Raw genomic sequence first — 18,206 nt, 5'->3', positions numbered from 1 at the left:
GAGTATGGCCCTTGGTACAGCTTCGACCAGGACGGATCGCGCACGGACCGTGCGTGACCTGCTCGCGACCGGTAAAACGTCCTACTCTTTCGAGTTCTGGGCACCCAAGACCGAGAAGGGCGAGCGGAACCTCTGGAACGCGCTGCGCAGGGTCGAGGCAGTCGCCCCGAACTTCGTCTCCGTGACCTACGGCGCCGGCGGATCCACGCGCGCGGGCACCGTCAAGGCCACCGAGCAGATCGCCGCCGACACCACACTGACCCCGGTCGCGCACCTCACCGCGGTCAACCACTCCGTCGCCGAGCTGCGCAACATGATCGGCCAGTACGCCGACGCGGGGATCCGCAACATCCTCGCAGTCCGGGGCGACCCGCCCGGCGACCCCATGGGCGAGTGGGTCAAGCACCCCAAGGGCGTCCGGTACGCCGCCGAGCTCGTCCAGCTGATCAAGGAGTCCGGTGACTTCTGTGTCGGCGTAGCGGCCTTCCCCGAGATGCATCCGCGTTCGGAGGACTGGGACACCGACATCCGCCACTTCGTCGACAAGTGCCGCGCCGGGGCCGACTACGCGATCACACAGATGTTCTTCCAGCCCGAGGACTATCTGCGGCTGCGTGACCGGGTCGCGGCCGCGGACTGCCGGACGCCGATCATTCCGGAGATCATGCCGGTCACCAGCGTCAGGCAGCTGGAAAGGTTTGCGCAGCTCAGCAACGCGACGTTCCCGGCGGACCTGAAAGAGAGGATCCTCACCGTCAAGGACGACCCGGCCGCTGTACGCTCCATTGGAATCGAGTACGCGACGGAGTTCTGTGCACGGCTGCTCTCCGAGGGAGTCCCCGGACTGCACTTCATTACGCTCAACAACTCCACGGCGACGCTCGAAATCTACGAGAATCTCGGACTGCACGAGCAGTCGTGATCGGCCGTACCCGACCCGACCCGGGGCGGCGGCCGGAGGAGAGGGGCGGGCATGGGCTGGACGGTCCTCTATATCGCGTTCGGCGTCGTCGCGCTGTGGCTGCTCGGTGAGGTGCTGCTGCAGTACAAGGCGCGGCTGCGCTGGCGGCTTCTCGCCTTTGCCGGATTCCTCGCTGTCGTCTTCGGCGTACTGCTGCCCTCGGTCTTGGTGATCGCGCTGGGCGCCGTCGCCTTCGCGGTCGGCCAGACGTATGTCACCCTGTCCTTCCGCCGCGGCTTCTCCACCGGCTGGGCGCTCGGCGGCAGTCCGGGCGAGAGCCCCCGCCGCAGGTCCGGCTCCAGGCCGGACGCGGCATTGCGCGAGCCCACGCTGGAGGTCTCCGACCTCGCGTACGAGGACGCGGACGCTGAGCCGGAGCCGGTCTACGAGCCCCAGCCGCTCCCGGAGGACACCGGGCAGTACGGCGTGTACAGCGAAGCGGCCTACGCGGCGGAGCAGCCACGGCAGGAGCAGCAGAGCCCGAGCTACGCCCAGTACGGCGGCACGTACGACAGCTACTACTCGGACTACGGCCAGCAGCAGCCGACGGGCCAGGAGGCCTACGCCGGGCAGTACGACTACGGGGCCGGGCAGCAGCAGTACGCCGCGTACTCGGACCCGTATGTCGGCGGCCAGCAGTACAACGCGTACGACAGCTATGACAGCTACGGCAGCCAGCAGCAGTACGCCGATCCGTACGCACAGCCTCAGTACAGCGAGACCCCGGCCGGTGGGGTGTGGGTCCCGCAGCAGCGCGAAGGCGACCAGGTGCCGCCGATGCCGCAGGAACAGCCCTCGCCGTACGGCTACGACACCGGGACCGGGTACAACGAGCAGCAGTACCGCTACTGACGCTGCGTCAGTCGCAGCACGTCGTCACTGAACCCGGTCGTCACCGAACACCGGTCGTCACTGAGAGCCACGGAAGCCGGCGCCCTCCACGATCAGACCGGCGACCAGCGCCCCCGACATCCCGGCGTGCGCGAGTCCGCCGCCCGGGTGCGCGTGGCCGCCCACCAGATACAGGCCGGGAAGCCGGGTGCAGTTCGCCGGGTGCAGATACCGTCCCCCGGCGCCCGCCAGCGCGGGCGCGGGCAGCGCTCCCGACTCGGCGGGCGTGAGGATTTCGTGCCACAGCACGCGGTCCCGTATCTCCGGAACGACCGCGCCGGCGGCCTCGATCAGCGCGTCGGCGTACCGCTCGCGCAGCGCCGGGTCCGTCCAGTCGACCGGGCCCCCGGGTCCGGCGACCGTGGCTGTGAGGGTGACTGCCTCGTGCTCGCCGTCCGGAGCGGTCCGTGGATCGCCGGGCCGCAGCACGGTCACCGTGGGCCGCTCCCCGGTCCGCCCGCCGAAGACCGCCGCCGCTTGCTCACCCGTGTCGGGGGAGTGCACCACCGTTCGGTGGACAGCGGATGCGGGGCGCGCCCCGCGCAGGGCCAGCAGCACCGTGAACCGGCCCGGCAGCGGACCGTCGCCCGTGCCCTTCGAGGGTCTTACGTCACCCTCCCGCCACAGCTCAGGACCGACCAGCCCCGCCGTCCCGGCGCCGGCCACCACATGATCCGCCTCGGCGACCGCGCCCCCGGCCAGCTCGACGCCGGCCGCCCGGCCCCCCTTCTCCAGGACTCGCGTCACCTCGGACCTGAAGGCGAACTCCACCTTCCGGGCCGTGCACCGCTCGTACACGGCCCGGGCCAGCTCACGCATCCCGCCCTCGATGTACCAGCTGCCGAAGGTCTGTTCCATGTACGGCAGCAGGGCTGCGCTCGCCGGAGCGTGGCGTGGATCCAGGCCGTACGCGAGCGCGCAGGCGTCGAGCAGGGCCGCCAGTCTCGGGTCGGCCAGCTCCCAGGCGCCGATCTCCGCGAGCGTGGAAGCCTGCCGGGCCCGCAGCAGCTTGCGGTGCCGCAGCGCCGGATAGGGGTCGCGTCCCAGCACCTGCCAGTCCGCCCGCAAAGGCTCCTCGAGGAGCGGCCGCCTCGTGCGCTCCCAGGCGTCCCGCGCTCTCCCCAGGAACTCGCCCCACCGTTCGCCCGCGCCCGACCCCAGCGCCTCATTCAGCGCGGAGACGACTCCGGCCCGTGAGGCGTTCGGCAGGGACACCGCCGTGCCGTCCGCGAAGAGGTGGCGGCTCGACGGGTCCACCTGGACCAGCCCTACGCACTGCTCCAGGGGCTCCTTGCCGGTCTTGACGAACAAGTCCCGCCAGACGGCGGGCAGATGGAGCAGACCCGGACCGGTGTCGAAGACGAAGCCTTCGCGCTCGTACCGGCCCACTGCGCCGCCGTACGTCTCCGAGCGCTCGTACACCGTCACCCGGTGGCCTGCCACAGCCAGCCGGGCGGCAGCCGCCATGGCGCCCATCCCGGCGCCGATCACCGCAATCCGTCCCATGTCGGCGACCCTATCGGCCGCCACTGACAGCCGGTCCGGGTGGCCCGGTCACCAGGGTGATCTGCCGACCCCCGCTGCGGCCGGCCGTTTCCCCTCGCGCCGCTGTGCGCGGCGCCGCCAGAACCGGCGGATCCGCGAGGCCAGGAAGACCACCGTCACCAAGCCGAGCGCGAGCAGGGTCCCGGCGACGAGCGCTGCCGCAACCGGATGGAACAGCGCAAAGATGATGATCCCGGCGACGCCCAGATCCTCCGCCGTGCTCACCGCGATATTGCTGAACGGCTCGGGTGAGGTGTTGATCGCCATCCGGGTGCCGGCCTTGACCAGATGGCTCATCAGCGCGGACGAGCCGCCGACCGCGGCCGCCGCGAGCTCCGGCAGCGAGCCGCTGTCCCCGGCCAGCAGCGCGGCCACGACCGCTCCCGCGACCGGCCGGAGCACGGTGTGCACGGAGTCCCATATCGAGTCGACGTACGGGATCTTGTCCGCCACCGCCTCGCAGACGAAGAGCACCCCGGCGACGATCAGGACATCGGTGCGCTGAAGCGATGCGGGCACTTCGTCGGTGAGCCCGGTCGCGCCGAAGACGCCCAACAGCAGGACCACCGCATAGGCGTTGATCCCGCTGGCCCAGCCGCTGGTGAACACAAGAGGGAGTACGGACACGGACGCGATCGTAACCAGTCGCCGGGCTGCGCGGGTGGGGATGAGCACGCAGGGCTGAGTATCCGTACCTAGTGGGCGAGATGAGTACGCGCGCGGATGGGTCTCACCTGCCCAGACGGAAGAGTGGGGACCACGGAAGGGGCGCGGCGCCGGCACCGCCGACACGGGGCGGCGGAACGGTGCGGCTCCCCTGACGGATCGGGGGAGTACGGGGACGTTGGGGGGACACCGCCGGTCCGGCGGGGCTCGGGGGGATCGAGCCTCGCCGAACCGGCACTTCTGCTTTTCCTCGCTGTTCCCGGCGCCGGGCTTCAGCGACCGCTGACGCGGCCGTGCAGCAGCCGCGACAGGGCGGAGTGCACGTCGTCCATCGACCGTTCGGGCTGGAACGCCTGCCAGTCGAGGGCGGCCACCAGGACCATCCCGACCAGCGCGGACGCCGTCAGCGGAATGTCGATCTCCTCGCTCAACTCGCCGTTGTCGACAGCCTCCCGCAGCACCGTCTCGACGACGGCGACCGCATGCTGGCGCACGACGAGAAGCGTCGACTGCCAGGCCCGGTTGGTGCGCCACAGTTCGGCCACGTACAGCTGGGTGAAGGCCGGATAGCGGTCGATGAAGCCCAGACCGGCCCTGATCATCGCGTCCAGCGCCTCGACCTTGGTGCCGCCGCGTTCCGCTGTCTCGTCGGCGGCGGACTGGAGCGAGGCGGTGAGCAGGCCGACGCCGTACCGCAACAGCTCCTCGAAGAGCTCGGTCTTGCTTTTGAAGTTGTAGTAGACCGTGCCCTTGGCGACCCCGGCGCGTTCCGCGATCTCGTCCACCGTGGTGGCGGAGAAGCCCTGCTCGGCGATGAGCGTCACCGCGGCCTCGTAGAGTTTTGCCCGGGTCGCCCGGCGTCTTGTGCTGGTGCTGTCCTTGGCGTCCATGGCGTCGTCCATGGAGTCGATTCTCACAGGTCCGGCCGTTCTCACAGGCTCAGCTCCGGGTGGAGCCGGTCGAGAGTCCACACCTGCTTGCGCCGGGCCGACACGGCGGTCAGCGCGAGCGCGCCCGCCGTGAAGGCGATCAGCACCGCGCAGGCCTGCCAGACCGGGCCGAGACCACCGCCGGTGATGAGCCTGCGCAGCGCATCGACGACATAACTCATCGGGAGGAAGGGGTGGATGGCATTGAAGAACCCCGGGCTGGTCTGGACGGGGTAGGTGCCGCCTGCCGACGTCAGCTGGAGCATCAGCACGGCGAGGACGAGGATGCGGCCCGCGGCCCCGAAGCGTGCGTTCAGCCACTGGATGATGGCGGCGAAGCTGCAGGTGACGAGGGCGAGGAACCCGATGGTCCCGGCCGCGTAAGCCATCTTCAGGCCGACGGCCCAGTGCAGTACGGACATCAGTGCCGCCACCTGCACCACACCGATCGCGGCGACGGGCAGCCAGCCGGCCAGTGCGATCCGCCAGGCGGAGGCGCCTGCGGCGAGCGCCCGCCGGTTCAGCGGCTGGATGATCATGTACGCGACCATCGCGCCCACCCAGAGGGACAGCGGGATGAAGTACGGGGCGAAGCCGGTGCCGTAGTTGGGCGCCTTGTGGAGCGACTGGCTCGCCAGCTTCACCGGGTCGGCCATCACCTCGGTGCGGCGGTCGCGGTCGCTCTTGCCGTAGTCGGGGATCTTGCCGACGCCGTCGTTGAGCCCGCCGGCCAGTTCGGACGAACCGTCGGCGAGCTTGAACATGCCGCCGTCGAGCTTCCCGGCGCCCGTCTTGAGCTTGCCCACACCGGTGTCGAGATCGGTGGAGCCCGACTTGGCGCTGCTCAGGCCGGTGTGCAGCTTGCCGGCGCCCTGAGCGACCTTCTTCGCGCCCGAGTTGAGGTCATTGATCTTGCCGACGGCCGACTTCAGGTCCTCGTCGAGCCGCGGTGAGCGCTTGGCGAGTTCGCCTGCCTTCTTCTGCAGATCGGCGAGTTGGCGGTCGAGCTTCTTCAGATCGCCGTTGTTGTCCTTCACGAGTGTGTTGACGTCGTCGGCGACCTTGGCGACATCGGCCGCGGTGACCTTGGCGCGCTTGAGGGCAGGGCAGACGGTGGGGTCGGGCAGGAGGGCGTCCTCGCAGTGCGTCTTGTAGATGGAGCTGAGCTCGTCGGCCGACGCGTGGGCGAGGGCCGCGGAGGCGGGCGCCGTCTTCACGAGGATGTCGAGGTTGTGGCGTATCGCCTGCGAGGAGTCGGCGACCAGGCGGGCCGCGTCCCCGATGGCCTTGCCGTTGTCCTTGAGGTACGGGCGCACCTCGGCGGCCACCCCGTTGACCTTGTCGGCGAGCGCCTGGGTGCCGTCGGAGACCTGCTTGGAGCCGCTCTCGAGATCACCCGCGCCCTTGTTCAGCTTGGTCAGGCCGCCGGCCAGCCTGCCGCTGCCGTTCTTGGCGTCCTTCAGCCCGTCCGCGAGATCCTTGGAGCCCTTCTTCGCCTTGCCGATCCCGCCCTTGAGCTGGTCGGCGCCCTTCGCCGCCTTCTCGGTGGCGTCATGGATGCCGGAGAAGGAGATGAAGATCCGGTCGAGGAAGCTGCGGGAGGCGTTGACCGACGCGGCGGTGCGGACCTCGGAGAAGACCGTCCGTGAGATCTGCCCGACGATGTAGTTGTTGGCGTCGTTCGTACGGACCTGAAGGGCGCCGGTCTCGGGGGAGTCGCCGGCGCTGGAGGCGATGCGCGCGCTGAAGTCCTCGGGCATGGTCAGCGAGAGGTAGTACGCGCCGTCCTCGACGCCCTTGCGGGCCTCGGCCTCGCTCACCTCGTGCCACTCGAAGACCTTGCTCTTGCGCAGGCCCTTGGTGATCTCGTCGCCCGCGGCGATCTTCTTGCCCGAGGCGGTGGCTCCCTTGTCGTCGTTGACGAGCGCGACGGGGATCTTGTCGAGCTGCCCGTACGGATCCCAGAAGGACCACAGGTACAGCGCGCCGTACAGCAGTGGCAGCAGCAGGACCGCGACAAGCGCCGCGCGAGGCAGCTTCCCCCTGCCGAAGCGCTTCAGCTCAAGCGCGGCCAGTCTCGGCGAGCGCATCGGCCGCCCCCTCCTCGTTCGTACGGATGATGGTCGTGTCCTCGGGCGCCTGGCTGCACACCGCGAGCACCGTCGTGCCCGCCTCGGAAACGGAACGCAGCAGCTTCCAGGCCTCGGCCCGGTCGGTGTCGGAGAGCTTGAGGTCGGTGTCGTCCACGGCGAGCAGCCGGGGCCGGCCGATCAGAGCAAGCGCGACGGACAGGCGTAGCGCCTCCAGCCGCTCCAGATCGCGTACGACGGTGCGCTCCTGCTTGGGCAGCTCCGCCAGGTCGAGCCCGGCCGCCTCCAGCGCCTCGGCGACACGGCTGCGGGCCGCGGCCAGGCGCTCGGCCCGCGGCCGCAGCAGGGCGCGCAGCGAGGCGCCGAAACGGCGCTGCAGCAGGGCCCGTTCGCGCAGATGCTCGGCGACGGTCAGCGCCGGGTCGAGCTCGCTGACGCCCGGCACGTGGCCGAGCGCGCTGATGCGGCGTACGGCAGCCATCTTGCGGGGCAGCGCCAGGCCGCCGACCTCGGCATGGCCCTCGGCCGGCCGCATCCGGCCGGTGAGCGCGAGCAGCAGGCAGGTGCGGCCCGAGCCGGACGGACCTTCGATCGCTATCAGTGAGCCGGGTTCCGCATCGATGCTCACCGAGCGGAACGCCCAGCCGCGCGGACCCTTGAGCCCGAAGTCCTCGGCGGTCACGGCCGCTCCGTGCGGGCTGTCCACGTACCCTCCCCCATTTTTGAACTGACTGGTCAGTTCAAAAACTTACCCCCGTTCCGCGGCCGAAGCAAAACCTGCCCTTCAGCGGTCGGGTTCCGGCCCTTCACGGGGATCCATATGAGCCACCATCTCGGTGAGCTGAATGCAGAGCCGTTTGATCTCGTCATGGGTCTTGTTCCGCTCGGTGATGACCGCCGCGAGAAGCAGGGCGCTCAGTGCCGTGGTGCCATTGAAGGCCTGCAGCGTGACCATGTTCTCGAGCAGGTCGTGATGGGCGAACGGGCCGGACTCGCGGGCCGCGGCGAGGATCGCAAGCGTCATCACCATCAGCGCGCACGGCGCCGCACCGGTCAGCTGGAAGCGGAACGCCGCCCAGATCAGGAACGGGAAGACGAGAAAGAGCAGGGCCGAACTGTTCGTACTCGTCGCCAGGACCGTCACGAAGAGCGTGCCAAGGAACAGGGCCGCCGCCTCGATCCAGCGGCCGATCCCGGCGTCGCTCGGCCACCGGGCCCGGCGCAGTGCCAGGAGGAACGGGGTGACGGCAAGCACTCCCATTGCGTCACCGGTCCACCACACCGACCAGGTCGGCCAGAATTCGCCCGCATCCAGCGCTCCGGACAGCGCCAGCACCCCGCTGCCCACGGTCGAGCTGATCAGCATCCCGGCCAGTGCGCCCAGGAAGATCAGTGCCAGCCCGTCCCGCAGCCGGTCCAGCTCGACGCGGAAATCCGCCTGCCGCAGCATCGCGTAGGCGCCGAGCGGGGCCAGCGTGTTGCCGGCGACGATGCCCAGCACCGCGAGCGGGGTGGGGCCGATGGACACATTGACCAGGAAGGCGCCGAGCGCGATGCCCGGCCAGATCCGCGGACCGAGGAGGAGCAGACCGGCCACGGCCACCCCGGTCGGAGGCCACAGCGGCGTGACCTGACCGCGTACCAGCTGCTGTAGAAGCCCGAGCCGGGCGGAACCGTAGTAGACGGCGGCGACAGCGAGGATCCGCAGCACAGGAGGTCCATAGCGGCCGATCTCCGCAGTGCGCACCCCAGCAGTCTGCGCTCTCGGCGGGGCTGCGGCGAGTCGGACGGGGCGGACCGGTCACCCGGGTCCGGGCGGGCCGTCGTAGCGGACGACGAGCACGGCGGCGTCGTCACTGTGACCCGTCTGGTCGGCCACCTTGATGACGGTGGCGGCCAGCACGTCGGGGTCGGCGTCGAAGCCCACCTGGACCAGCCGGGCCACCTCGGCCAGTCCGGACTCCATCGGATACGTCGGTCCCTCTACGACCCCGTCGGTGAGCAGGACGAGGACTCCTGGCTCGGTCAGCCGTCGGTGGGTCACCGGATAGAGCTCGCCCGGCAGGACACCCAGGGGCGGGCCTCCCCGGTCGAGGGCGATACCGGAGCGACCGCTCGCTGTTGCCCAGACCATCGGGACATGGCCCGCCCTGGACACCGTGAGGTCGCGGCCGGCCGGGTCGAAGCGAAGGAAGCAGCAGGTGGCGAACAAGCCGCAGCCCATGGAGATCAGCAGGTTGTTGGCGCGGCCGAGCACCTCGCGGGGATCGCTCGTCGTCTGGGCGATGGCCCGCAGGCTGGTGCGGACCTGCCCCATGAACGCGATGGCCTCCACGTCGTGGCCCTGCACATCTCCGATGGCGAGGCCGAGCGACCCGTCCATCATCACGAAGGCGTCGTACCAGTCGCCGCCCACGTCGAGACCGTCCCGCGAGGGCGCGTACCGGGCCGCGATGCTCAGGCCCGGAAGGTCCGGAAGCGCGGGCGGGAGCATATGGCGCTGCAGCGCCATGGCCAGCTCTACCCGGGCCCGCTGCAGCTTGGTCTGCGCCAGGGCCTGGTCGACGAGCCGCCCCAGTGTGACCAGCAGCTGCTGCCCATCGTCGGGCGGGTCGGCGCTATGTCCGCGCATGGGTTGCTCCGGGGGCTGCCGCAGAACTCCTGACTTCACCTTAGCCGTCAGCCCGCCCCCCGGCCCCCACAGAGAACAAGCAGGTCAGAGCCGATTGTCAGTGGTCCCCCTCACGATGGACACATACGGCCACAGCGCCGTCACACGACGACAGGAGGTTCGTCATGGCCAGCTCCTACGCAGCAGCCGCACACCGGCGCCGCGCCACCGGCCCTGCCCCCTCACTGACCGGACCGGCGAACGACGTGCATCCCGTCCTGCGGCGGGCATCGGCACCGCCCGCCGCCCTCGACCTGCTCGCCCAGGCCCGTACGGGACTGGACGAGGCCACCACGCTCGAAACGCCGAACGAGCGGTATGCCACAGCCCATCTGGCCGCCCTGCGCACCGCGGCGGCGGTCCTCGCCGCCCGCGGCCGGCCCGAGACCAGCACCCGCCGACGGCAGCGGATCCGAAGCGCCTGGGAAGTCCTGCCCGAGATAGCTCCCGAACTGACCGAGTGGAGCGCCCTGTTCGCCTCGGGCGCCCGGCGAAGGGCGCGCGCGGAGGCGGGGATACAGGGCGCGGCGAGTGCCCGTGACGCCGACGACCTGCTCCGTGACGCGGCCATGTTTCTGCGGCTCGTCGAGCGGATGCTGGTACTCCAGCCAGTGCTGCCCCAGCCGCGGATCGAGCAACCGGGGACGGGGGACGCCGCGGGGTGACAGCGGAGCGGCCAGGGCCGGTGACGATCGGCGAAGGCACGTCGGCGAAGCCACGTCGGCGAAGGCAATAGGGTGGTCTGCGTCTTCACCGTAGAACCGCCCGAGTAGAGCCGCCCGAGGAGTCAACTGCCGTGTCGGACCCGATGCGCCCCCGCGCCTCCCTCCGTACCGCCGTGGTCTGGGACGTCCTCAAGGACGCCCTCGACCGCCGGGTCAAGGCGATGGGGACGGATGCCCTTGACGTCCTCGACACCGGCGGCGGCAGCGGCTACTTCGCGGTGCCCGTGGCCCAGCTCGGGCACCGCGTCACCGTGGTCGACCCCAGCCCCAATGCGCTCTTCGCGCTGGAGCGCCGCGCCGCCGAGGCCGGGGTGGCCGACCGGGTCCGCGGCGTCCAGGGCGACATCCACGGCCTGTTCGACGTCGTCGAGCGCGGCGCCTATGACGTGGTGCTGTGCCACGGAGTCCTGGAGTACGTGGACGACCCGGGCGAGGGCGTACGCAACGCGGTGGACGCGCTCCGGTCCTCCGGCGCCATCAGCCTGCTCGCCGCCGGACTGGGCGGCGCGGTCCTGGCCAGGGCACTCGCCGGCCATTTCACCGAGGCCCGGCAGGCGCTTTCCGACCCCGCCGGACGCTGGGGCGCCGGCGACCCGGTGCCGCGGCGCTTCACCGCCGAGCAGCTCGCCGAACTCGTCGCCGAGGCGGGCGTCGACGTCGGCGCCGTGCACGGCGTCAGGGTCTTCGCCGACCTCGTCCCGGGCGTCCTGGTCGACACCGAGCCCGGAGCCCTCGACGCGCTGCTCGAGCTGGAGGCCGCCGCGGCCGAACTGCCCGCCTTCCACGCTGTCGCCACCCAGCTGCACGTACTGGGTGAGAAGCGGGGCTGATCAGCGGCGCAGCAGCGGATGGAGTACGCCACAGACCCCCCGATCGTGGCCGCCGCCCCGTATGATCGGGGGACACCATCCGGCATGACGGATCGGAGGTTGGGGAATCTACGCCTCAGCACTGAGCCGCCGTGGCGGCCCGGACTGGCGAATTGGGTTAGAGGGCGGGTTTCACGGGGGCGATTCCCTGCCTATCCTGAAAGGGCCGCATACCGGTCGCCCCCCCGCGGCCGACGACTAGGAGGACTCCGTGCCGCTCTCGGAGCACGAGCAGCGAATGCTCGAGCAGATGGAGCGAGCGCTGTACGCCGAAGATCCCAAGTTCGCTACAGCGCTTGAGGGAAGCGGGCTGCGTACGTACACCCGACGACGGGTCTACCAGGCAGTCGCCGGCTTCCTGGTGGGTATCGCGCTCCTCATGGCCGGAATGGTCGCGCAGCAGATCTGGATCAGCGTGGTGGGTTTTCTCGTCATGCTCGGCTGTGCGGTTCTCGCGGTCACCGGATGGCGCAAGGCGCCCAAACCGGGTGAGCAGCAGACCCTGGGGGACACGGCAGCGACGGCTCGCCGCCGGCCCCGTCAGCGCAGGTCGATGATGCATCGGATCGAGGAGCGGTGGCAGCGCCGCCGCGACGAGCAGGGCGGCCAGGGCCACTGAGCCGATCAGCGGCAACGGCGGAACACACGACATACGGCTGAGGGGCGACGCGAGAACGCGTCGCCCCTCAGCCGTATGCCGGCCCCCCCTCGCCCTCACTCACTCGTGCCCACCCGGTCCTGTCCGGTCGATCGGGCCGGATCAGTGAGCGGCCCGCCGCGGAGCGGCTGATGCCCCGCGGTACGTGCGATCGCAGGCCGGAGGATGGGGGTCCCCCGCCGAAGGCACGGGAGGAGCTCACGCGGAGCGTCGGCGACCGACGGCAACGCAGCATGGGGGCACCTCCCGTGCTCGAAGGGCTACGGGGGAGTGCGTGCCAGGCACGCGAGCCCGGCAAGACCGGCCGGACAGGCCCCGGCCCCGGCGCACTCGCCAACAGGCCCCCACGTGGGCCCGTGTCATAAGGCGGGCTTGAGCCCGGCCCATGACACGGGCCCACGGGCCCGATGCCGTCAGCCCTGCTGCCGGGACGGCCTGCGGAGGATGCCCGGCCACCTGTCCGGCAGCCCCAGCCTGTGTGCCGTCGCGCGCACGCCCCAGCGGTCCGTGCACGCCCTCCAGCGGGCCGAGAGAGCCCAGACCACCCGGACGGATGAGCGGGGCGCCAGGAGGGCCCGCAGACGGGTTCCCCGGCTCGCCGCTGCCCGTAGCCCGGCCCGGACCTGCTGGGCGTCGTCCGCGAGCCCCGTGACCGGCCTGGGCTCCGGGGCGTAGAGCACCTGCTCCACCGCCCGGGCCACCCGGTGCACCGCGTCCGCCGACTCCTCCTCCAGCTTGCCGAGCCGGACGATGCGTGCAGCCGCCTTCCGCGGCGTCTGCGACTCGTCGGGCAGGATGCCGTGATCCCAGGCCAGGTCGGAGATCTCCTGCCAGGTCGCCAGCGTCCGGGCCGACTCCTGCGCGAGTGCGAGCTCGCCGACGGCCGTTGTGTCGGGGGCCTCCTGCAGCGACACCGCCGCCGGATCGGTGGCGCCCGCCGGCGCCCGCCCGCCGGAGCGCAGCCGCCGGGCCCTCGTCCTCATGCGCCACAGCATCGGCAGCAGCGGCACCAGCACCAGCGCCACGACCCCCAGAGCCACGCTCACCCACGTGCTCGCCGGGGTCCCGGGGTCGGTGGGCGGGGCGACGTCACGCGGCGCGGCAGCACCGCAGTCGCCGAGACGGCGCGCCTGCGGCGGGCAGTTGTCCGCCGTTGAGGGCGCGGCCGAGGGTTCCGCGGAGGCACTTCCCTCGGGCTCCGCCGGAGTGCTCGCCCCGCCGCTCGGCGACTGGGGCCGTGTGTAGTCGGGCGCGGTGCCCCGGCTGGGGGTCGGCTCGAACCGCGTCCACCCCACGCCCTCGAAGTACAGCTCGGGCCAGGCGTGAGCTTCCTGCAGACCGACGGACATGCTGCCGTCGGAGAGCGGGGAGCCGGGTGTGAAGCCCACGGCCACCCGCGCCGGTATGCCGAGCGTCCTGGCCATCGCGGCCATCGAGAAGGAGAAGTGAATGCAGAAGCCCTCCTTCTTCCTCAGGAAGCGGCTTATCGCGCCGGCGCCCGTACCGGACTCCACCTGGGTGTCGTACCGGAAGCCGCCGGTGACGGCGAACCAGTCCTGGAGCTTGACCGCACGCTCGTAGTCGTTCGTGGCGCCCTTGGTCACCGTCTTCGCGATGCTCCTGACGTCGCCGGGCAGCCCGTCGGGGACCTTGGTGTACTCACTCAGCAGCTTGGCGGGTGCGCGTGGCGCCGAAGCCAGCTGCTCCGCCGTCGGCCTCACCAACAGGCTGTTGACGGAGTACTGCGCGCCGCGGGTGTCCTGACCGCGGTCGCCGACCAGCGTCCGGCCCTCGGGCTCGAAGCGCCAGCGTCCCTTGATCGCCACCTTGGTCGCCGGATAGGGGAGCGGCAGCCAGCTCTGTTTGTACGAGCCGGCCGCGGAGACGTTCGTCTTGATCTCCGTGACGGCGACGGACGGACTCAGACCGGTCGGCTGGGGGAGCTGACCCGGCACATCCTTGATGTCGCGCTGGGAGGTCTTCCACGCGGTCCCGTCGAACTGGTCCAGCGCGACGATCCGCAGATAGAGGTCCTTCGTCTGTGTCGCGTTGGTGCGATACCGGATGACCTCGCGGTCCTCGGGCTGGTTGAGGCTGTCCTGCAGCGAGACCAGCGGGTTCACCGCGGAGATCGTGCCGCCGCCCGGGCCCGGGCCGCTTGCGTTGCCCGCGGTGTCCAGCAGCCCGCCGTTCAGGGCGGGCAGCGCCGCGGGGACCACGAGCGCGACGCCGAGTGCGAGCGCGCCGATCCGGCGGCCCGTACGGACCGGTGCCAGCGCATGGCCGCCCCCCGGGGGGATGTATGTGCCGGTCTGGCCCTGGGCGGGCACGGCACCGCCGAAGACCCGGCCCCACTGGGAGAGCCGGTCACGGCCTTCGGCCAGCAGGAGCACCAGATATCCGGTGGCCGCGAGCAGGAACCACAGCCAGCTCGCGCCGCCGCCTGACAGACCCGCGGCGACCGAGTACAGCGCGAGCAGCGGCAGTCCGGCGGGCGCAGCGCTGCGGAATGTCACCGCGAGGGCGTCGACCGCGAGGCCGATCACCAGCACGCCGCCGAGCACCATCAGTCGGATGCCGTCGGTCGCCGGCGCCGGGATCGCGTACCGCCCGACGTCCTCGCCGCCCGCGTTCAGCAGCCGGCCGAACCGCTGGATGGCATCGGGGCCCGGCAGGACACCGAGAATCGCCTGACTCGACGCGAAGAGCATGGTGAGCAGCAACAGCAGGACGAGCCCCTGCACGGCCACCGTCAGCGGCCGGGCCAGCGGAACCCGCCGGGCCAGCGCCCCCACGCCGCTCACGATGGCCAGCATGAACACCGCCTGCAGCATCCAGCTGGCCGGTTCGATCAGTGGCAGCATGGCGCCCGCCGCCATCAGCGTGGCGGCATAGGCGCACAGGGCCAGCCTTCCGCGACCGCTCATGACCAACCCCCAGAGAAACCGTTCGTACCGCTGCCGGAGGACTCGCTGCGCTCCCGGCCCGCCTGGCGCCACAGGTCGGAGAGGTGCGCACCCGGCGACACGGCCAGCGCCGTCCAGCCCGCTTCACGCAGAAGTCGCAGCCGGTCCTCGACCGACCCCGCGACCGCCCCGCCCGTCACCCAGGACCTGCTGTCCAGGACGAAGGCGACGGCGGCACCGCTGCGCCGGCGCATCCGCGCGGCCAGGGTCGCCTGCTCCTCGTCCAGATCGCCGAAGAAGGCGAGCAGCAGCCCTTCGTTCCCGCCGCGCAGCACGTCGTACGAGGGGGAGAGCCCGGCTCCGTCGGAGTGGTCGACGACCGCGAGTGTGTCCATCATCAGACCCGCGGAGTCCGCCGACTCCTGGGTCGAACCGGCGAAGCCGTCGGCGCCCTCACCGGGCACCGAGCTTCCGGTGTCCGTCAACAGCCGGACCGAGAAGCCCCGTTCCAGCATGTGCACCAGCGCGGAGGCCGCACCGGACACCGCCCATTCGAAGGCGGAGTCGGGACCGGCGCCCTGGTAGGCGACGCGGCGGGTGTCGAGCAGCACCGTGCATCTGGCCCGCTGCGGCTGCTCCTCTCGGCGCACCATCAACTCGCCGTAGCGCGCGGTGGAGCGCCAGTGGACCCGGCGTAGGTCGTCGCCGTAGCGGTAGTTGCGCGGGATCACGTCGTCGTCGCCTGCCAGTGCGAGCGAGCGGTGGCGGCCGTCGCCGTAACCCGAGGACTCACCGGCGAGCCGCACCGCGGGCAGCGCCTCGGTCCGCGGGATGACAGTCAGCGTGTCGAACGCGCTGAAGGACCGGGTCAGCTCGCACATCCCGAACGGGTCGCTCAGTCGCAGCTGGAGCGGGCCGAGCGGATAGCGCCCGCGCAGATCCGAGCGGACCCGGTACGACACCTCGCGCCGCCCGCCCGCCTCCACCCGGTCCAGCACGAACCGGGGCCGGGGCCCCAGCACGTACGGCACATGGTCCTGGAGCATCAGCAGCCCGGTGGGCAGCCGCGAGACGTTGTCCATCCTCAGATGCACACGCGCCTCCGCGCCGGCGGGCACGCGCGCGGGTGAGAGCCGCCGGCTGGCCGCGACCCGGTAACGGGTGCGGTACAGCACGGCGACGCAGACCAGCGGCAGCACCGCGAGCAGCAGCCCTACGCGCAGCAGATCGCTCTGTCCGAGGACATACGCGCACACCGCGGCGGCAATGCCCGCCGCGAGGAAGGAACGGCCACGCGTCGTCAGTCCGCCCAGGGCCGCCCGCAGTCCGCCCGTGTCCTTGCCTTCCGCGGCGGCGGGGCCCCCGGCCGACATCACAACCGCCGGGCGCCGGGCTGCTGGCCGTAGAGCGGCGGCTGGGCCTTGCGGCCCGGGACATAGGTGGTCTCGGAGCCGCCGGCCGTGGGCACGGGGGTGCGCTGCATGATCTCCAGTACGACCTGCTCCGCCGTACGCCGGTTCAACTGGGCCTGAGCGGTGGGCAGCAGGCGGTGGGCCAGCACCTGGACCGCCAGCGCCTGGATGTCGTCCGGCAGGGCGTAGTCACGGCCGCTGAGCGCGGCCGATGCCTTCGCCGCCCGCAGCAGATGCAGCGTGGCGCGCGGCGAGGCGCCGAGTCTGAGGTCCGGGTGGCTGCGGGTGGCCGCCACCAGCTCCACCGCGTAACGCCGCACGGCGTCGGCGACATGGACCGTACGCACCGCGTCGATGAGCTTCACGATGTCGTGGGCGTGCGCCACCGGCTGCAGATCGTCGAGCGGCGAGATCCCGCCGTGCACATCGAGCATCTGGAGCTCGGCGTCCGCGCTGGGGTACCCGATCGACACACGCGCCATGAAGCGGTCGCGCTGAGCCTCCGGCAGCGGATAGGTGCCCTCCATCTCCACCGGGTTCTGGGTGGCCACCACCATGAAGGGGCTCGGCAGTTCGTACGACTTGCCGTCGATGGTGACCTGGCGCTCCTCCATCGACTCCAGCAGCGCCGACTGCGTCTTGGGCGACGCACGGTTGATCTCGTCGCCGATCACGATCTGGGCGAAGATCGCGCCCGGCTTGAACTCGAAGTCACGCCGCTGCTGGTCGAAGATCGACACACCGGTGATGTCGGACGGCAGCAGGTCAGGCGTGAACTGGATGCGCCGCACCGAACAGTCGATGGACCGCGCAAGCGCCTTGGCCAGCATCGTCTTGCCCACGCCCGGCACATCCTCGATGAGCAGATGCCCCTCGGCGAGCAGCACGGTCAGCGAAAGCCGTACGACCTCAGGCTTGCCCTCGATCACACCCTCCACCGACCTGCGGACCCGCTCCGCTGTCGTGGTCAGATCCGTGAGGCTCGCTCGATCGTCATAGGTCGTCACCCGGCCCTCCTCGGCCCTTTCACGGGCCGGCGCCTTTCAGACGGCCCGGCCCACCCCGAAACACGGACACCAGCTCCGGCAAGTTCCGGAAGGTGTCACACCCGCATTCTTGTTGCCGTTGCCGCGTCGTGTCACTCGCCTGTGGATAAAGGGGTGGGAATTGTCGGAGTTGCCACAATTCTCCGGGTGTCCGGCCGGTCACGCAGTGGGGTCGATCTCCCTCAGCAGCCCGCTGGTCACGTCGAAGACGAAGCCGCGGACGTCGTCGGTGTGCACCAGGAACGGCGAGGTGCGCACCCGCTGCATCGACTGGCGCACATCCTGATCGACATCCCTGAAGGCCTCCACGGCCCACGGCGGACGCTGCCCCACCTCGTCCTCCAGCTCGTGGCGGAAGTCCTCGGTGAGGCTCTCCAGGCCACAGTTCGTGTGATGGATGAGTATGACGCTGCGGGTGCCGAGCGCCCGCTGGCTGATGGTGAGCGAGCGGATCACGTCGTCCGTGACCACGCCGCCCGCGTTGCGGATCGTATGGCAGTCGCCCAGCGCCAGGCCGAGCGCGTCGTGCAGGTCGAGCCGGGCATCCATGCACGCGACGACGGCCACGCGCAGTACGGGGCGGGCGTCCATCCCCGGGTCCTGGAAACCGGAGGCGTAACGCAGGTTCGCCTCGACGAGACGGTCGGTGACGGTGTTACGGGGAAGCGCTGCTTCTGCGGGGTGGTGCGCGGAAGTCGACATGAGGACGACGGTAATGCGCACAGCGGGCCGAAGCCTGCTGTGAGGGGGGACAAAGAACATCAATGAGCCTTGTTGTGAGCTAACCCACAGGGGTGATGTGGGCGCACCCGTACGGGTGAACTGTTCGCATCCGTG

16 protein-coding genes are annotated in these 18,206 nt (G+C 70.9%); 5 read left to right on the top strand and 11 right to left on the bottom strand.

Features of this window, described 5'->3' with window-relative positions:
• Positions 1-4: 4 nt before the first annotated feature.
• Together metF and FBY35_RS27075 are read left to right on the top strand one after the other, a co-directional pair.
• Complete coding sequence (metF, locus tag FBY35_RS27080) at positions 5-922, top strand: methylenetetrahydrofolate reductase [NAD(P)H] (RefSeq protein ID WP_142216583.1); 918 nt, start codon at positions 5-7, stop codon at positions 920-922.
• Positions 923-973: 51 nt separating this feature from the next.
• Positions 974-1,813, top strand: coding sequence for a hypothetical protein (locus tag FBY35_RS27075; protein ID WP_142216582.1), 840 nt, complete (start codon positions 974-976; stop codon positions 1,811-1,813).
• A gap of 57 nt (positions 1,814-1,870) precedes the next feature.
• Here the strand turns inward: FBY35_RS27075 and FBY35_RS27070 are convergent, their stop codons facing one another.
• The 7 genes from FBY35_RS27070 to FBY35_RS27040 all read right to left on the bottom strand — a co-directional run bounded on the left by FBY35_RS27070 (position 1,871) and on the right by FBY35_RS27040 (position 9,714).
• Positions 1,871-3,358: an NAD(P)/FAD-dependent oxidoreductase gene (locus FBY35_RS27070; RefSeq protein WP_186357075.1), complete on the bottom strand. Its 1,488-nt coding sequence runs from the start codon at positions 3,356-3,358 to the stop codon at positions 1,871-1,873.
• Positions 3,359-3,406: 48 nt separating this feature from the next.
• Positions 3,407-4,024 (bottom strand): DUF4126 domain-containing protein, encoded by a 618-nt coding sequence (locus FBY35_RS27065; protein WP_142216581.1) that lies wholly within the window; start codon positions 4,022-4,024, stop codon positions 3,407-3,409.
• Positions 4,025-4,335: 311 nt separating this feature from the next.
• Positions 4,336-4,965, bottom strand: coding sequence for a TetR/AcrR family transcriptional regulator (locus FBY35_RS27060; RefSeq protein WP_260848831.1), 630 nt, complete (start codon positions 4,963-4,965; stop codon positions 4,336-4,338).
• A gap of 29 nt (positions 4,966-4,994) precedes the next feature.
• The gene (locus FBY35_RS27055; RefSeq protein WP_142216580.1) at positions 4,995-7,082 is read right to left on the bottom strand and encodes a YhgE/Pip domain-containing protein; all 2,088 of its coding nucleotides are present in this window, start codon (positions 7,080-7,082) and stop codon (positions 4,995-4,997) included.
• Positions 7,054-7,788, bottom strand: coding sequence for an ATP-binding cassette domain-containing protein (locus tag FBY35_RS27050; protein WP_142216579.1), 735 nt, complete (start codon positions 7,786-7,788; stop codon positions 7,054-7,056). Before FBY35_RS27050 ends, FBY35_RS27055 begins: the two co-directional genes overlap by 29 nt.
• A gap of 78 nt (positions 7,789-7,866) precedes the next feature.
• Positions 7,867-8,829 carry an MASE1 domain-containing protein gene (locus FBY35_RS27045; RefSeq protein ID WP_142216578.1) on the bottom strand — a complete coding sequence of 321 codons (963 nt, stop codon included), beginning with the start codon at positions 8,827-8,829 and terminating at the stop codon, positions 7,867-7,869.
• A gap of 54 nt (positions 8,830-8,883) precedes the next feature.
• Positions 8,884-9,714, bottom strand: a complete 831-nt coding sequence (locus FBY35_RS27040; protein ID WP_142216577.1) for a PP2C family protein-serine/threonine phosphatase — start codon at positions 9,712-9,714, stop codon at positions 8,884-8,886.
• A gap of 164 nt (positions 9,715-9,878) precedes the next feature.
• On the opposite strand from FBY35_RS27040, the gene FBY35_RS27035 reads away from it, so the two are divergent.
• From FBY35_RS27035 to FBY35_RS27025, 3 genes are all read left to right on the top strand, one after another.
• The gene (locus tag FBY35_RS27035) at positions 9,879-10,418 is read left to right on the top strand and encodes an SAV_6107 family HEPN domain-containing protein (RefSeq protein WP_142216576.1); all 540 of its coding nucleotides are present in this window, start codon (positions 9,879-9,881) and stop codon (positions 10,416-10,418) included.
• 131 nt (positions 10,419-10,549) lie between these two features.
• On the top strand, positions 10,550-11,308 hold the full coding sequence (locus FBY35_RS27030) for a methyltransferase (RefSeq protein WP_186357074.1): 759 nt from the start codon (positions 10,550-10,552) through the stop codon (positions 11,306-11,308).
• 250 nt (positions 11,309-11,558) lie between these two features.
• Positions 11,559-11,966: a DUF3040 domain-containing protein gene (locus FBY35_RS27025; RefSeq protein ID WP_142216575.1), complete on the top strand. Its 408-nt coding sequence runs from the start codon at positions 11,559-11,561 to the stop codon at positions 11,964-11,966.
• A gap of 452 nt (positions 11,967-12,418) precedes the next feature.
• On the opposite strand, the gene FBY35_RS27020 is transcribed toward FBY35_RS27025, so the two are convergent.
• From FBY35_RS27020 to FBY35_RS27005, 4 genes are all read right to left on the bottom strand, one after another.
• Positions 12,419-14,932 (bottom strand): DUF3488 and transglutaminase-like domain-containing protein, encoded by a 2,514-nt coding sequence (locus FBY35_RS27020; protein WP_186357073.1) that lies wholly within the window; start codon positions 14,930-14,932, stop codon positions 12,419-12,421.
• The gene (locus FBY35_RS27015) at positions 14,929-16,284 is read right to left on the bottom strand and encodes a DUF58 domain-containing protein (protein WP_142216574.1); all 1,356 of its coding nucleotides are present in this window, start codon (positions 16,282-16,284) and stop codon (positions 14,929-14,931) included. Before FBY35_RS27015 ends, FBY35_RS27020 begins: the two co-directional genes overlap by 4 nt.
• Complete coding sequence (locus FBY35_RS27010) at positions 16,284-17,330, bottom strand: MoxR family ATPase (protein ID WP_142216573.1); 1,047 nt, start codon at positions 17,328-17,330, stop codon at positions 16,284-16,286. The genes FBY35_RS27015 and FBY35_RS27010 overlap by 1 nt, the downstream gene beginning before the upstream one ends.
• A gap of 198 nt (positions 17,331-17,528) precedes the next feature.
• The gene (locus FBY35_RS27005; RefSeq protein ID WP_142216572.1) at positions 17,529-18,071 is read right to left on the bottom strand and encodes a carbonic anhydrase; all 543 of its coding nucleotides are present in this window, start codon (positions 18,069-18,071) and stop codon (positions 17,529-17,531) included.
• Positions 18,072-18,206: the final 135 nt, after the last annotated feature.

Origin of the sequence: Streptomyces sp. SLBN-118, assembly GCF_006715635.1 — a bacterium.
Classification (GTDB): Bacteria; Actinomycetota; Actinomycetes; order Streptomycetales; family Streptomycetaceae; genus Streptomyces.
This window is presented reverse-complemented; position numbering and strand designations above follow the sequence as displayed.